Source organism: Aeromicrobium sp. P5_D10, from assembly GCF_054049535.1.
The window spans coordinates 23783-37554 of sequence record NZ_JBFUME010000009.1 but is presented as its reverse complement, the minus strand read 5'-3'; the positions used below and the strand labels follow the sequence as shown (position 1 = coordinate 37554).

At 65.3% G+C, this 13772-nt stretch carries 15 protein-coding genes; 14 read left to right on the top strand and 1 reads right to left on the bottom strand.

The window, feature by feature from the left end:
- The first annotated feature begins 68 nt into the window (after positions 1-68).
- The 3 genes from ACXJKC_RS17235 to ACXJKC_RS17225 all read left to right on the top strand — a co-directional run bounded on the left by ACXJKC_RS17235 (position 69) and on the right by ACXJKC_RS17225 (position 3154).
- Entirely contained in the window at positions 69-1358 is a 1290-nt protein-coding gene (locus ACXJKC_RS17235; protein WP_456697979.1) for an Ig-like domain repeat protein, read from the top strand.
- 75 nt (positions 1359-1433) lie between these two features.
- Positions 1434-2180: a hypothetical protein gene (locus tag ACXJKC_RS17230; RefSeq protein WP_456697978.1), complete on the top strand. Its 747-nt coding sequence runs from the start codon at positions 1434-1436 to the stop codon at positions 2178-2180.
- On the top strand, positions 2177-3154 hold the full coding sequence (locus tag ACXJKC_RS17225; RefSeq protein ID WP_456697977.1) for a GNAT family N-acetyltransferase: 978 nt from the start codon (positions 2177-2179) through the stop codon (positions 3152-3154). Before ACXJKC_RS17230 ends, ACXJKC_RS17225 begins: the two co-directional genes overlap by 4 nt.
- On the opposite strand, the gene coaA is transcribed toward ACXJKC_RS17225, so the two are convergent.
- A complete protein-coding gene (gene coaA, locus ACXJKC_RS17220; RefSeq protein ID WP_456697976.1) occupies positions 3151-4092 on the bottom strand; it encodes a type I pantothenate kinase in 942 nt (313 codons plus the stop codon). The genes ACXJKC_RS17225 and coaA overlap by 4 nt on opposite strands.
- A gap of 123 nt (positions 4093-4215) precedes the next feature.
- Here coaA and glmS point away from each other — a divergent pair, with 123 nt between their 5' ends.
- The 11 genes from glmS (at position 4216) to ACXJKC_RS17165 (ending at position 13722) form a co-directional block, all read left to right on the top strand.
- Entirely contained in the window at positions 4216-6060 is a 1845-nt protein-coding gene (gene glmS, locus ACXJKC_RS17215) for a glutamine--fructose-6-phosphate transaminase (isomerizing) (protein WP_456697975.1), read from the top strand.
- A 13-nt stretch (positions 6061-6073) separates the two neighbouring features.
- Positions 6074-6427, top strand: coding sequence for a holo-ACP synthase (locus ACXJKC_RS17210; RefSeq protein WP_456697974.1), 354 nt, complete (start codon positions 6074-6076; stop codon positions 6425-6427).
- The gene (locus tag ACXJKC_RS17205) at positions 6421-7863 is read left to right on the top strand and encodes a bifunctional ADP-dependent NAD(P)H-hydrate dehydratase/NAD(P)H-hydrate epimerase (RefSeq protein WP_456697973.1); all 1443 of its coding nucleotides are present in this window, start codon (positions 6421-6423) and stop codon (positions 7861-7863) included. Before ACXJKC_RS17210 ends, ACXJKC_RS17205 begins: the two co-directional genes overlap by 7 nt.
- Before the next feature lie 2 nt (positions 7864-7865).
- On the top strand, positions 7866-8984 hold the full coding sequence (alr, locus tag ACXJKC_RS17200; protein ID WP_456697972.1) for an alanine racemase: 1119 nt from the start codon (positions 7866-7868) through the stop codon (positions 8982-8984).
- Complete coding sequence (locus ACXJKC_RS17195) at positions 8981-9961, top strand: alpha/beta fold hydrolase (RefSeq protein WP_456697971.1); 981 nt, start codon at positions 8981-8983, stop codon at positions 9959-9961. Before alr ends, ACXJKC_RS17195 begins: the two co-directional genes overlap by 4 nt.
- A complete protein-coding gene (gene tsaE / locus ACXJKC_RS17190) occupies positions 9958-10962 on the top strand; it encodes a tRNA (adenosine(37)-N6)-threonylcarbamoyltransferase complex ATPase subunit type 1 TsaE (RefSeq protein WP_456697970.1) in 1005 nt (334 codons plus the stop codon). The genes ACXJKC_RS17195 and tsaE overlap by 4 nt, the downstream gene beginning before the upstream one ends.
- 131 nt (positions 10963-11093) lie before the next feature.
- On the top strand, positions 11094-11729 hold the full coding sequence (gene tsaB / locus ACXJKC_RS17185; RefSeq protein WP_456697969.1) for a tRNA (adenosine(37)-N6)-threonylcarbamoyltransferase complex dimerization subunit type 1 TsaB: 636 nt from the start codon (positions 11094-11096) through the stop codon (positions 11727-11729).
- Positions 11726-12160: a GNAT family N-acetyltransferase gene (locus ACXJKC_RS17180; RefSeq protein ID WP_456697968.1), complete on the top strand. Its 435-nt coding sequence runs from the start codon at positions 11726-11728 to the stop codon at positions 12158-12160. Before tsaB ends, ACXJKC_RS17180 begins: the two co-directional genes overlap by 4 nt.
- 45 nt (positions 12161-12205) lie before the next feature.
- Entirely contained in the window at positions 12206-12583 is a 378-nt protein-coding gene (locus ACXJKC_RS17175; protein WP_456697967.1) for a DUF5709 domain-containing protein, read from the top strand.
- A gap of 27 nt (positions 12584-12610) precedes the next feature.
- The gene (locus ACXJKC_RS17170) at positions 12611-13375 is read left to right on the top strand and encodes a lysophospholipid acyltransferase family protein (RefSeq protein WP_456697966.1); all 765 of its coding nucleotides are present in this window, start codon (positions 12611-12613) and stop codon (positions 13373-13375) included.
- Entirely contained in the window at positions 13372-13722 is a 351-nt protein-coding gene (locus ACXJKC_RS17165) for an SdpI family protein (RefSeq protein ID WP_456697965.1), read from the top strand. The genes ACXJKC_RS17170 and ACXJKC_RS17165 overlap by 4 nt, the downstream gene beginning before the upstream one ends.
- The last annotated feature ends 50 nt before the right edge of the window (positions 13723-13772 follow it).

Sequence of the window (13772 nt, the reverse complement as noted above, 5' to 3'; positions counted from 1 at the left end):
ACGCCGTGTCGGTCGCCGCCTACTGTCGCTGGTGATGCACGTCAGAAACGAATTCTCGGAGGTACACCATGACTCAGCACCATCGCAGTATCCGCCTGTTCATCGGATTGTTGGCGGCACCTATCGTCTGCATGGGCCTGATCTCCGCGCCAGCCGCGGCATATTCCGTGCCGAGCGGCACTGTGAAGGGCGTGGTCACCGTGGCCGGCGTCCCTCTTGCTGGGGCCAAGGTGACCTTGGTGCGTCGCGACGGCGACAGCGGCGATGCGTTCGAGCGGTACAAGACGGTCACGACTAACAGCGTCGGCCGCTATTCACTCACCCGTCCTCGCGGCAGCGACACGACCTGGTGGTACGACCACGTCGTCGTGAGTGACCCGAAGGCTCGTGCGGTCACGGCCTATCGAGAGTTCATGGGCAACACGTCGCGTACCGTCACTCGCAATGTGACCCTTAAGCCTGCCGCATCGATCACCGGCAAGGTCACCCGAACTGATGGTGCGTCCCCGACATCGATTCGGGCAGAGATCGTCGACGGTCCTGATAAGGATCTGATCGAGAACCTCCAGATGAGCAGGTACGACGACGATCGAGGAGTCAGTTCCAGCGGGACTTATCGTTTCCCCGGCCTGCCGGCCGGCACCTACACCGTCTGCTACCGCGACACGACGTCGAAGTACCGTACCGAGTGCTATGACGAGGCCGTCTCCGGGCCGGACGGGGGTACTCCCAGTGGGGTCGCTGTGAAAAGCGGCGGTGCCACAATACTGAAGGCTCAGCTGTTGGATCACCTCCAGGCACATCTGCGAGGCATCGTGACCGATACCAGCGGCAGGCCGCTCAGGAAGCTCCGCGTGACGGCTGTGCCTGTGGGCGGGCCGCTTGGATATGACCAGTCCACCTCCACTTGGTCGACCGGCGGATTCGACCTTCCCGTCTCGACGCCGGGCGATGCGCAGATCTACATCGCGGACCCGGCGGGTGACGTGTGGGAGTCGCGCTGGTACGACAGCGCCACCAGGACCGGCGCCCAGGTCTTCGCGCTGGCCGAGGGCACGAGGGTCAACGGTCTGGCTATCAAGCTCAAGTCGAAGGCGAAGGTGAAGGTGCACTCCAAGAGCGGCACCGGCAAAGTCACCTTCACGGTCGACGTGACCCGCCGAGCCACGGGCAAGCACCCCAGCGGCACGATCACCATCTCGCGCAAGAGCGTCAGCCGGACGGTCACCCTCAAAAAGGGCATCGCCAAGATCACGCTGACCGGGCTGCCATCAGGCAAGCGGACGTTCCACGTCGACTACCGGGGGACGTCCAGCACAGCTGACGCCCGCAGGACGGTCACAGCGAAGGTGCGCTAAGTCTGGACGAGCGACGGTCGGGTGGGCAAGACGCCACCCGACCGTCGTGGTAGACGTTGAGCCGGAGGTGTTCGCATGAGCACATTGACGGTCGAGTTCTGCGGCGAGGAGTTCGTCATCTGTCCTGATGATGTCTTCACGATCGGTCGGGAGGGTGATCTCGTGGTCGACGAGGACAATGCCTACCTGCATCGCCGCGTCGTCGAGCTACGGTATGACGTCGGCTTCTGGTGGATTGTCAACGTCGGGACCCGCTTGTCGGTGACGGTCAGCGGCGAGGCTGGCACACTGCAGTCCTGGATCGGCCCCGGCTCGCGGCTCCCCGTCGTTCTGGCGAGCCAGGCGATCTTGTTCACAGCAGGCGAAACGACGTACGAGATCGACATCGCCTGCGAGGAACCGGCATTCTCTGAAGCTCCTGCGATCCCGGAGGACTCCGGTGACGCCACCCTGGGCGCTGTCGAGCTGACGCCTTCACAGTTACGTCTCGTGCTGGCACTCGCCGAGCCGATGCTCCGGCGCAAGGGCACGGGTTCGACCGAGGTGCCGTCCAGCGCGGCGGCGGCCGATCGTCTCGGTGTGCCCATCACGACCTTCAACCGCAAACTCGACAATGTCTGCGAGAAATTTGCCAAGAACGGTGTCAAGGGCCTGCATGGTGGCGGGGGCAGGCTCGCGACGTCTCGACGCACCCGACTGGTCGAGTACACGGTGTCCGCTGGCATCGTGCGGGCCGAACACCTGCCCTTTCTTGACCTGCCGACTTCGCACACCGATGAGACCGACGCCTCGCGCGGTGAATCTCATACCCTCGGATTGTGACCACAATCGAGCAGCTCGACCCGAACGACGACAAACAGTTCGCCGACTACCACGCGGCGTATCGTGCCGGGCACGACGAGCAGTGGGACCGTCCGTACAGTGCCAAGGAGCAGCGCGCAGAGCTGCTGCAGAATCCACGTCATTGCGTCATCCGCGGTGTCGTGGCGCGAGACGAGGTTGGTGCCGTGGTGGGCATGGGATACGTAGAACTACCGCAGCGCGACAATCTCGATCTCGGCTACATCGACGTGCGGATCGCTCCGGAACATCGACGCCGTGGCCACGGAAGTGCAGTGCTCGCCCGCCTCGACGAGATCCTGACAGAGGCGGACCGGCATTCGATGTTCGCCGAGGTCGCCTGGAACCTCGGCACCGACGGCTCGGCGCACACGGCGTTTGCGGAGGCGCACGGCTTCACCCGCGATCTCGTCGACGCCCATCGCGTATTGGCACTGCCGGCAGATGTCCCGTCGATCCCGGCCCGCGACGGCTACACCCTGATCACATGGCGTGGACCGTGCCCGCAGAAGTGGGTCGAGCAGTATGCCAATCTTCTGACGTTGATCGTGCAGGAGGCGCCTTCGGGAGAGTTCGCGCTCGAGAATGAGTTCTACGACGCCGAACGGGTGAGATCCGACGAGCAGCTATGGGCCGACCAGGGCCGCACGATGCAGGTCGTTGCAGCGCAAGCGCCCAGTGGAGAGCTTGCGGGACACACCCAGTTGGTCTTCAGCGACACCGATCCGACGAACGCCTATCAGTGGGACACCCTTGTCCTGGCCGAGCACCGGGGGCACGGTCTCGGTCTCGCCCTCAAGGCACGTGCGATGCACGAGGCGGCAGATCTCTTGGCTGGTCGCCGCGAGGTGCACACGTTCAATGCCGCCAGCAACGGGCCGATGATCGCGGTCAACGAGACATTGGGATATCGCCAGGTCCGATGGGTGGGTGAGTACGTTCGTTCGAACGGCTAGATCTTGCGCAGCCTGACCCAGTCGACCGCGTGGTCAGGCCCCTTGCGCAGCACGAGGGAGGCACGCCCGCGTGTTGTGGCGATGTTTTCTTTGAGGTTCGGCCAGTTGATGGTGTCCCAGAGGGTACTCGCGCGTTCGATCGCCTGCTCGTCGCTGAACGCGCTGTAGCGGTGGAAATATGACTCCGGATCGGCGAATGCGGTCTTGCGCAGGGTCAGGAAGCGCTCGACGTACCAACGCCGCAGATCCTTTCCGGAGGCGTCGACATAGATCGAGAAGTCGAAGAAGTCGCTGACCGCGAGTCCTGGCGATCCATCTCCCCGGGTCTGGGCCGGCGCGAGCACGTTGAGGCCTTCGACGATCACGATGTCGGGGGCCTTGAGAGTCACGACCTCTTCGGTGCGGTCATAGGTCAGGTGCGAGTAGACCGGCGCGGTCACGACCTCGACGCCCGACTTGACCTCCATGACGAATCGCAAGAGCGCCTTGCGGTCGTACGACTCGGGGAAGCCCTTGCGATCCAGGATGCCGCGACGCTCGAGTTCGGCGTTGGGGAACAAGAAGCCGTCGGTCGTCACGAGCTCGACAACCGGGTGATCCGGCGATTGGGCCAATAGCTCGCGCAGGAGTCGTGCTGTCGTCGACTTGCCGACCGCGACCGAGCCCGCGATACCGATCACGAAGGGAGTGCGACGTGATTGTTTGGCACGCAGGAAGTGTTCAGTTGCCTGGTACAGCGCGCCGGCCAGCCGCACACGCATGCTGATCAGCTGGGTCATCGGCAGGTAGACCTGCCGCACCTCTTCAAGGTCGAGTTCGTCACCAAGTCCGCGCACCCGCTCGATCTCATCGGGTTTAAGCGGCTGCGGCGCGTCTCCGGCGAGCTCGGCCCACGCAGCTCGCTCCAGCTCGACATACGGTGAGTGGTCGCGCGTCATGGCGACATTCTCGCGCGTCCACGGTCCACACGCTGAACTCGGCCCCCAAAACCGTCGCGTACCGGGAGGACTGGGGCGCACGTCATCGTGGCTCGCACGGCGTGCGCTTGTACCCTTGGAGGCATGTGTGGAATTGTCGGGTACGTCGGTCCGCGGTCGGCTCTCAACGTTGTCATGGGAGGACTACGACGCCTGGAGTATCGCGGGTACGACTCCGGCGGGGTCGCGCTCGTGGGTGACGGTCAGCTCTACTCGGCCAAGAAGGCGGGCAAACTGGTCAACCTCGATGCCGAGCTCGAGCAGAATCCGTTGCCGGAGGCGAACACCGGAATCGGTCACACGCGCTGGGCGACCCACGGCGCGCCCAATGACGCCAATGCGCACCCGCACCTCGACGACACCGGACGAGTCGCCGTCGTGCACAACGGCATCATCGAGAACTTCGCGGTGCTGCGAGCCGAGCTGGAAGCTGCCGGCCACGAGATGCTCTCGGAGACCGACACCGAGATCGTGGCCCATCTGGTGCGCGACCAGTTGCAGGTCACTCCGGATCTGTCTGAAGCTGTCCGTGTGGTGTGCCGCCGTCTGGAGGGCGCCTTCACTCTCGTGATCTGCGATGCGCAGCAGCCCGACATCGTTGTGGGCGCCCGTCGCAACTCCCCGCTCGTCGTCGGCCGGGGTGAGGGCGAGAACTTCCTCGGATCCGACGTCGCCGCGTTCATCGAATTCACCCGTGAGGCCATCGAGCTGGGTCAGGACCAAGTCGTCACGATCACCCCTGAGGCGATCGTCGTGACGAATTTCGACGGCAGTCCCGGTGAAGTCACCTCCTATCACGTCGACTGGGATGTTTCGGCCGCCGAGAAGGGTGGCTACGACTGGTTCATGCTCAAGGAGATCGACGAACAACCACGCGCCGTCGCCGACACCTTGCTGGGCCGCCACACACCAGGTGGCATGTTGCAGCTCGATGAGATGCGCATCAGTGACGGAGAGCTGCGCGAGGTCGACAAGATCATCGTGATCGCGTGCGGTACATCCTTCTACGCTGCGATGGTCGCCAAATACGCGATCGAGCACTGGACCCGCACGCCGTGCGAGGTCGAGCTGGCATCGGAGTTCAGGTACCGCGATCCGATTCTCGACAAGAGCACACTTGTCGTCACGATCAGCCAGTCCGGGGAGACCATGGACACGCTCATGGCGATCCGCTACGCCCGCCAACAGCGTGCACGGGTGCTGTCGATCTGCAACACGAATGGCTCGACGATCCCGCGTGAGTCCGATGCCGTGATCTACACGCATGCCGGCCCGGAGGTCGCGGTCGCCTCGACCAAGGGCTTCCTCGCCCAAGTCGTCGCCTGCTACCTGCTCGCGCTCTATATCGCCCAGGTCAAGGGCATGAAGTACGGCGACGAGATCGACGGGATACTGGAGGAGATCGGCAAGATCCCCGATGGCATCCAGCGGATGCTCGACGAGGGCGACAAGATGCGCAAGCTCGCGACCGAACTCGCCGGGTCGCGCTCGATCCTGTTCCTGGGACGTCACGTCGGCTACCCCGTGGCACTGGAAGGTGCGCTCAAGCTCAAAGAGCTGGCCTACATCCACGCCGAAGGCTTCGCCGCCGGAGAGCTCAAGCACGGACCGATCGCGGTGATCGAGGAAGGCCTCCCAGTGTTCGTCATCGTGCCGCCCAAGGGTCGCGATCAGCTGCAGGAGAAGACAGTCAGCACGATCCAAGAGATCCGCGCCCGCGGCGCACGCACGATCGTGCTCGCCGAGGACGGAGATATCGACGTCGTGCCGTACGCCGATACCCTGATCCGTCTCCCGAAGGTCCCCACGCTGCTGCAGCCCCTGGTCGCGACGGTGCCTCTGCAGATCTTTGCCGCCGAGTTCGCCAGCCAGCTGGGCCATGACGTCGATCAGCCCCGTAACCTCGCCAAGTCCGTCACGGTCGAATGAGTCGTGCCGTCTCGTGACGATCTATGGGATCGGCGTGGATGTCGTCGACATTCCGCGTTTCGCGGCGACGCTGGAACGTACGCCCACGATGCGCGATCGGCTCTTCACGGCGCGAGAGATAGACGGGCCGTTGGAATCGCTGGCCGGCCGGTTCGCGGCCAAGGAGGCCTTCGTCAAGGCATTGCGCGCCCCGGCGGGAATGTCGTGGCAGGACATCGAGGTCGTCAATGACGCACAGGGTGCTCCCGAGCTCCGCCTGACAGGTGCTGCGCTCGATCGGGTCGCCGAGTTGGCCATCACCGCGACTCATGTGTCGATCTCGCACGATACGACTGTCGCCACGGCATTCGTGGTGGCCGAATGCTGAGGGCGCACAGCGTCCCCGACATCCGTGTGGGGGAGGAAGCTCTCGCCGCCGAACTTCCGGACGGCGAGTTGATGCGTCGGGCGTCCCGAGGCCTCGCCGACGCGTTGGACCATATCGCCGCAGGTGATCTCGTCGCGATGCTGATCGGCCCCGGCAACAACGGCGGCGATGCGCTGTTCGCCGCAGTTCAGCTGCTGGATCGCGGGATCCGGGTGGATCTCTGCCTCCTGGATCGCTCCGCGGTGCACTCCGAAGGGCTGGCATCCGCGCTGGACGCCGGGGCGCAGATAGTCGATGCGCCCACGGGCCAGAGGCACTGTCTCGACGCGATGTTCGGGATCGGTGCCCGCCCTGGCCTGTCGGGTCGGGCAGCTGAATGGGCGGAATGGATCGCGGACACTCGGCCCTACACGATCGCGGTCGATGTGCCGTCGGGAGTCGACGTCGACCGAGGCGTTCTGTCGGGCGTCCACGTCAAGGCCGACGCGACGATAACGTTCGGAACGTACAAGAACGCTCTCTTGGTGAATCCGGCCGCGGGTGCTGCGGGGTGGAACGGCACCGCGATCGCCAAGCTGGTCGATCTCGGGCTCGCGGACCATCTGCCGGAGCCCTCGCTCGAGGCGATCGAACCCACCGATGGGCATCTGTTGTCCCAGATGTTCGACTGGTTGGAGAGTCCGACGAGCCACAAGTATTCACGTGGCGTGGTCGGGATCGCCGCCGGCTCCGACGAATATGCGGGCGCGGCTCACCTGTGCGTGTCCGGTGCACTGTCCGGAATGGCGGGAATGGTGCGGTTCGTGGGTGCCTCCCACCTGAGCCAGCGCATTGTCGACCGGGCGCCCGAAGTAGTCGCCGGGCCGGGCAGAGTCCAGGCCTGGGTCGTCGGGCCGGGCAGCGGAGATCAGGCCGAGCAGCACCTCGAGACCGCCCTCGCCGATGGGGTTCCGGTGCTGATCGACGCCAGCGGATTGGCCCATCTGCCTGAGTCATTCGATGTTCCCGTGCTGTTGACGCCGCACGCCGGGGAACTGGCTGCGATGTTGGATGTCAGTCGGACCGCCGTCGAGGCCGAACCGCTGGCTCACGTCGTCGAGGCGGCCCGGCGCTGGGACACGACGGTCCTGCTCAAAGGAGCACGGACGCTGGTCGCGACGCCGGGACGTGCGACGCGGGTCAATCTGACCGGGTCTCCGTGGCTCGGCACGGCCGGCGCGGGTGATGTCCTGTCCGGTTTCGCCGGCTCGCTGATGGCGTCCGGGGCAGATCCGCACGATGCGGGATCCTTGGCCGCCTTTTTGCACGGAGCCGCCAGCGTGCGTGCGAATCGAGGTGGGCCGGTGACGGCGTCGATGGTGGCCGCCGCCCTCCCGGGCACGGTGGCAGCGTTCCACGACGGACTTCTCGACGACGTCCGCGACTGGAGGGACTGACAGTGCAGGAACCCCAGGCCGAGGCCGTCATCGACCTCGACGCGTTCAGGGGCAATCTCGCCGCCTTGGCCGATTGCGCTCCGAACTCGCTGCAGATGACCGTCGTGAAAGCCAATGCCTACGGACACGGCCTGCTGCCCATGGCACGTGCTGCCCGCGATGCCGGATCGGAGTGGCTCGGTGTCGCGACCCTCGACGAGGCCATCGCCTTACGTGAAGGCGGCGATACCGGCGAGATCCTGTGCTGGCTCGCGAGCCCCGACGCGCCGTGGGCCGAGGCCGCCGAGGCAGGAATCCAGGTGACGGCATCTTCTGCGGCGCAGCTCGCCGAGATTATCGCGGCAACACCATCGCGGGCACGGGTACAGCTCAAAGTCGATACGGGACTTTCGCGCAATGGCGCCCGTGGGCCGCAGTGGACCGAACTCGTCCAGGCGGCGAAAACCGCTCAGGCGGCAGGCCGGATCGAGGTGACCGGCACATGGTCGCACTTCGCTTGCGCCGACGAACCTGAGCACCCGGCCAATGACGAGCAGGAAAAGGTCTTCGGCGAGGCCGTGGCCGAACTCACCGCTGCGGGCCTCGAACCCGGTCTGCGGCACCTGAGCAATTCGGCCGCGACGCTGACCCGTCCATCCGCGCATTTCGATCTGGTGCGCGTCGGTATCGCGGCCTACGGCATCCGGCCCGATCCGGCGATGGTCTATTCGACTCCGCTGACTCCGGTCATGACGCTGCGCGGACGTCTTGCCCAGGTCAAACGGATTCCGGCCGGCAGTGGCGTCTCGTACGGCTGGACCTGGACCGCTGAACACGACACGACGGTGGCCGACGTGCCGTTCGGATACGGCGATGGGATCTTGATCGCGGCCTCGAACCGCGCACATGTGCAGGTCGTGGGTGTACGCGCACCGATCGTGGGACGGATATGCATGGATCAGTTCGTCATCGATCTAGGCGATCAGCAGGCGTCCCGAGGCGACATCGTGGTGCTGTTCGGGCCGGGCGACGACGGTGAACCGACCGCGGAGGACTGGGCCGCCACGACGGGCACGATCGCGTATGAAGTGGTGACCCGCCTGGGTGATCGCATCGTCAGGACGTACAGAGGGGACCGATGAGCCGATCCGTCAGACTCGCGACGACCGCCGGCGCCTTCGTGGCAGCCGGGGCAGCGGCTACGTTGCTGAACGGCCGCCAGCGCGCGCAGCGCCGACGACGGCGGGGTGAGGAGGTCGAATTCGGTTCGGTCCACAGCCCCGCGCTGACGTTGATGTCTTCTGACGGCGTCACGCTCAACGTCGAGATCGACGAGGCTGACCGCAAGACGCCGACCATGATCTTCTTGCACGGCTGGGTCGAGAACATCGACCTGTGGCACTACCAGCGCCTCGCATTGCGGGGTCGGGTCCGGATGGTGTTCGTCGATCTGCGTTCGCATGGACGTTCCGGTCGTTCGTACGCCGACAACTCATCGCTGGATGAGATCGCCGACGACGTCCTGACCGTGATCAAGCAGATCGTGCCTCGCGGTCCGATCGTCCTCATCGGCCATTCGATGGGCGGTATGGCCATCATGAAACTCGCTCAGTCACAGCCTGACCTGTTCGGCGGCCGCGTCAAGGGTGTCGTGCTTCTGGGCACCAGCGGAGGGCGTCTGATGCGCAACAGCCCGGTTCTCCATCGTCTCGTCCCGCTGCTCCGGACTGGAGCGCCCTTGCTCGATTGGGGACGGCGGTTCAACAGTTACTCGGTCATCCGGCGCTGGGCTTTGGGACCGCAGGCCGCCGAACGGCACGTCGACATGGCCAATGAGATGATCCTGACTGCGCCGACACATGTCTTGTCGGACTTCTATCCCAACTTCGTCGATCTCGACCTCACGTCGGGATTCGAGGCGCTGGGCCGGGCTCGCGTGACGGTGATCGGCGGCACGGCCGACCAGCTGACGCCGATCAAGCACAGTCGTCGACTCGCCGACCAGATCACCGACGCCAAACTCGTCGTACTCGAAGACGCTGGACACATGATGATGTTCGAGGAACATCAGACGGTGACCGAAGCGATCGAAGACGTGTTGGAGGACATCAACGCATGATCGGATCGAATGCGCTCAACGTCGTCGAAGCGGGTCCGGAGCACGCGGGCCTGATCGTCGACATCATCCACCGTTCGTTCGGCGCCCGGCCGGTGCTGGATCCGCCGACCACGGCGCTGGCGGAGACGATCGATTCGGTTTCGGCCACGCTCGCCACCGCTGGCGGACTGCTCGTCGAACGTCGTGGTCGCCCGATGGGTGCGCTGCTGTTCGACGAGTCGCGTCCCGGTCAGTTGGGATTGCGTCGGGTCTGCGTCGACCCCGACATCCAGGCCCGCGGTGTCGCCTCGGCCATGGTGGGTGTCGCCGAGGACACAGCCGAAGAGCGGGGCAAGGACGGTATCTGGCTCGATGTGCGCGAGGAGCTGCCCGAGACGGTGCAGTTCTGGACCCGCCGCCTGTATCAGCCGGTCGGCCGGCGCGGTGCATTCATCGAGTTCGGGAAGACCCTGTGGTTGGCGCGGGAAGTGCCGACGCCCGACGACATGCAGGCCTTGGCGACCCGGCTGGCGGCGCTTCTTCGCGCCGGAGACCTACTGGTGCTGTCAGGTGACCTCGGGGCAGGCAAGACGACGTTCACGCAGGGACTCGGCGAGGCGCTGGGGGTGCGTGGCCCGATCACGTCACCGACGTTCATCATCGCCAGGACCCACCCGTCCCTGGTCGGCGGTCCGGCGTTGGTGCATGTCGACGCCTATCGGCTGGGCGATCTGCGCGAGATCGATGACCTCGACCTCGATGCGACGACCGAGTCGGCCGTGACGGTCGTGGAGTGGGGCGATGGGATGGCCGAACAGCTGTCCGACAGTTGGTTGCACGTCAAGATCGAGGTGCGCGGCCCGCGGCCGATCGACCCCCTCGGTACTCCCCATGAGTGTGAATCGGGCGTGGACAGCGATGAGTCGGTCTATGACGGCGTCGAGGCCCGGGTGGTCACGATCAAGCCCCATGGCCCCCGCTGGATCGGCGTCCCCCTCCGTTCCACCCTCCTGCCCCCCTAACCCTCGCGAGTCACCTAGTCACCGCCCGTGAGCCATGTAGTGACGAGTGCGTGTGAGCAAGTGACTCATCGAACGTGACTAAGTGACTCCTCGGACGTGAGGCAGTGACTCGCGAGCGTTAGGGTGGCGGGGTGCTGCTGCTTGCTTTCGACACCGCTACTCCGGCGATCACGGTTGCTGTCCACGACGGGACCAAGATCGTGGGAGAAGCCTACGGAGAAGGCGCGATGGCTCACGGCGAACTGCTCGCACCGGCGATCCGGGATGCGATGGCGCAGGCCGGCGCCGCGATGTCGGATCTGACCGACGTCGCCGTCGGCGTCGGTCCGGGACCGTTCACCGGCCTGCGGGTCGGAGTCGTCACAGCCCTGACGCTCGGCTCCACTTTGGGTCTGACGACGCATGGCGTCTGTTCGCTCGACATCCTCGCGGCCGACGTTCGGGCGGACGGCGAGTTCCTGGTCGCGACCGACGCGCGTCGAAAGGAGGTCTACTGGGCCCGCTATGCCTCGCCGTACGAGAGGGTCGAGGGTCCCAGTGTCCTCAAGCCCGCAGATCTCGCGGTCCTGCACCCCGATCTCGCGGTCTACGGCCGCGGCGCGCATCAGTACGACGGCGTGCTGAACGCCGCGGGGGAGGCATGCGATCCCCGAGCAGCTGCCCTCGCGGAACTGGTCATGGCAGGCAATGTCACCGAGGTCGGTCTCGAACCCCTCTACTTACGTCGACCCGATGCGGTGCCGCAGGTCAACCCCAAGCAGGCATGATCCGCCCGGCCGGGCAAGGTGACGTCGGCACGATCCTCGCGATCGAGCAGGCCTGTTTCGCTGAGGCGGCCTGGAGCGAGAAGCTGATATGCGACGAGGTCCTGAGCGAACGCCATGTGGTCCTGCTGAGCGAGGACGAACAGGCCTACGGCGCCATCGCAGTCGTCGGCGAGGATGCCGACCTGGATCGCATCGCAGTGCTGCCCGGCTCGCGGGGGCACGGACGGGCGCGTGACCTGTTGGAGGCCCTGATCGACCGGGCACGTGACCTGGGGGCCGGGCGGATGCTGCTCGAGGTCGCAGCAGACAACGTGGCTGCGATAGGCCTGTATGAGTCATTCGGCTTCGACACCATCAGCACCCGACGGGGCTACTACGGGGGCATCGTCGATGCGCTCGTGATGGAGGTCTCGATCGCCGAGTGGCGCTGATCCCGTTCGCCTTGCTTCTCGCGGTGAGCGTGCCAGTCTGGAGTCATGACTTCGTACCACGATGAATCCGACGCACCAGATCAGGAAGCGCTCGTCGAAGACGTCGACGAGATGATGGACACCGGCTACTCCCCGCCCGAGAGCTACCGTGGCGAAGGGTTCGGCACGACCGCCGACGAGGCCCTGGAGGGGGAGTCGATCGACGAGCGGCTGCGCCAGGAAGAGCCAGAGCCCGATCCGTACGCCGACACCGATGAGGTACTCGACGACGGTGAGGTGGGGTCGAGGCGCGCCGGCAGGCTCGTCGACCCGGATGCGGGGTTCGGCGAGGACACCGAGAAGGATCTCATCGCCGAGGACGTCGGCATCGACGGAGCGGCGTCGAGTGCAGAAGAGGCGGCAGTTCACGTCGTGGAAGACTGACGGCCCAGCCTGCACTACCCTGACCGGATGCGCGATTTCACCTACCCGGCCACGATCCTGACGGCGAAGACGCTGTTCAAAGTACTCGGCATGAAATTTCAGATGTCCGGCACGGAAAATATCCCGCGCACCGGCGGTGCGATCCTGGCTGCCAACCACATCGGCTACGTCGACTTCATCTTCGACGGTCTCGCAGCCCAGCCCAGCGGCCGGTTGGTGCGGTTCATGGCCAAGAAGGACGCCTTCGACCACCGTGTCACGGGTCCGATCATGCGTTCGTTCCACCACATCTCGGTCGACCGTGAGAACGGCCAGGCCTCCTACGATGACGCGGTGCAGTACGCGCGTGACGGCGAGATCGTCGGCATCTTCCCTGAGGCCACGATCAGTCGCTCGTTCGAGATCAAGGAACTCAAGACCGGAGCAGTCCGGATGGCCGCCGAGGCCGGTGTTCCGTTGATTCCGATGGTCACGTGGGGAACCCAGCTCCTGAAGACCAAGGATCATGAATCAGATCTGAAGGGACGCGGAAAGACGATCGGCCTGCATGTCGGGGCCCCGTTGGCCGTGACGGGTGACGATCCGGTCGCCGAGACCGAGCAGCTGCGGGCGGCCATGTCGGCGCTGCTCGACCACGCGATCGAGACTTACCCGCTCAGCCCGGAAGGTCAGTGGTGGGCGCCGGCTCGTCACGGCGGCACGGCGCCGACTCTCGCCGAGGCGGCTCATCTGGACGAAGAGGAGTACGCGGCTCGCGCTGCTCGACGCGTGTCGAGGAAACAGCAGGATTGACGTTGCTGAGCGTCTCAGGCAGTTCGCTTCTCGCAGCAGCAGGGCTGTTGGCATTGGCCGGAATCAATGCATGGCTCGTGGTGGCAATAGGTTCAGGACGATTGCGCCGAAATCTGTTCATCGGCATCAGAACTCGAGCCACGATGAGTGACGACGAGTCGTGGGAAAAGGCACATCGTGCAGCGATGCCGGGGCTTCGCTGGACCAGCATTCTTGCGGCCGTGTGCGCGGTGGCCGTCGTGCTGGTGGACCGGTGGCCGTTCAGTATCGCCGTGGTGTTCCTCCCGCTGGCGATGATGGTGGTGGCAAGTCTGATCGGGGCCCGATCCGCGGCGCTCTCTCGATAGCGCTTCTGCGGGGATACGAAGGCGGGCCCCGTCTGGAGCCCGCCTCTCAG

Coding starts and splice junctions, on each gene's coding strand:
- glmS (WP_456697975.1), top strand. CDS start 4,216: ATGTGTGGAATTGTCGGGTACGTCGGTCCGCGGTCGGCTCTCAACGTT.
- ACXJKC_RS17195 (WP_456697971.1), top strand. CDS start 8,981: ATGAGCCGATCCGTCAGACTCGCGACGACCGCCGGCGCCTTCGTGGCA.
- ACXJKC_RS17235 (WP_456697979.1), top strand. CDS start 69: ATGACTCAGCACCATCGCAGTATCCGCCTGTTCATCGGATTGTTGGCG.
- tsaE (WP_456697970.1), top strand. CDS start 9,958: ATGATCGGATCGAATGCGCTCAACGTCGTCGAAGCGGGTCCGGAGCAC.
- ACXJKC_RS17180 (WP_456697968.1), top strand. CDS start 11,726: ATGATCCGCCCGGCCGGGCAAGGTGACGTCGGCACGATCCTCGCGATC.
- ACXJKC_RS17175 (WP_456697967.1), top strand. CDS start 12,206: ATGACTTCGTACCACGATGAATCCGACGCACCAGATCAGGAAGCGCTC.
- ACXJKC_RS17205 (WP_456697973.1), top strand. CDS start 6,421: ATGCTGAGGGCGCACAGCGTCCCCGACATCCGTGTGGGGGAGGAAGCT.
- ACXJKC_RS17170 (WP_456697966.1), top strand. CDS start 12,611: ATGCGCGATTTCACCTACCCGGCCACGATCCTGACGGCGAAGACGCTG.
- coaA (WP_456697976.1), bottom strand. CDS start 4,092: ATGACGCGCGACCACTCACCGTATGTCGAGCTGGAGCGAGCTGCGTGG.
- ACXJKC_RS17230 (WP_456697978.1), top strand. CDS start 1,434: ATGAGCACATTGACGGTCGAGTTCTGCGGCGAGGAGTTCGTCATCTGT.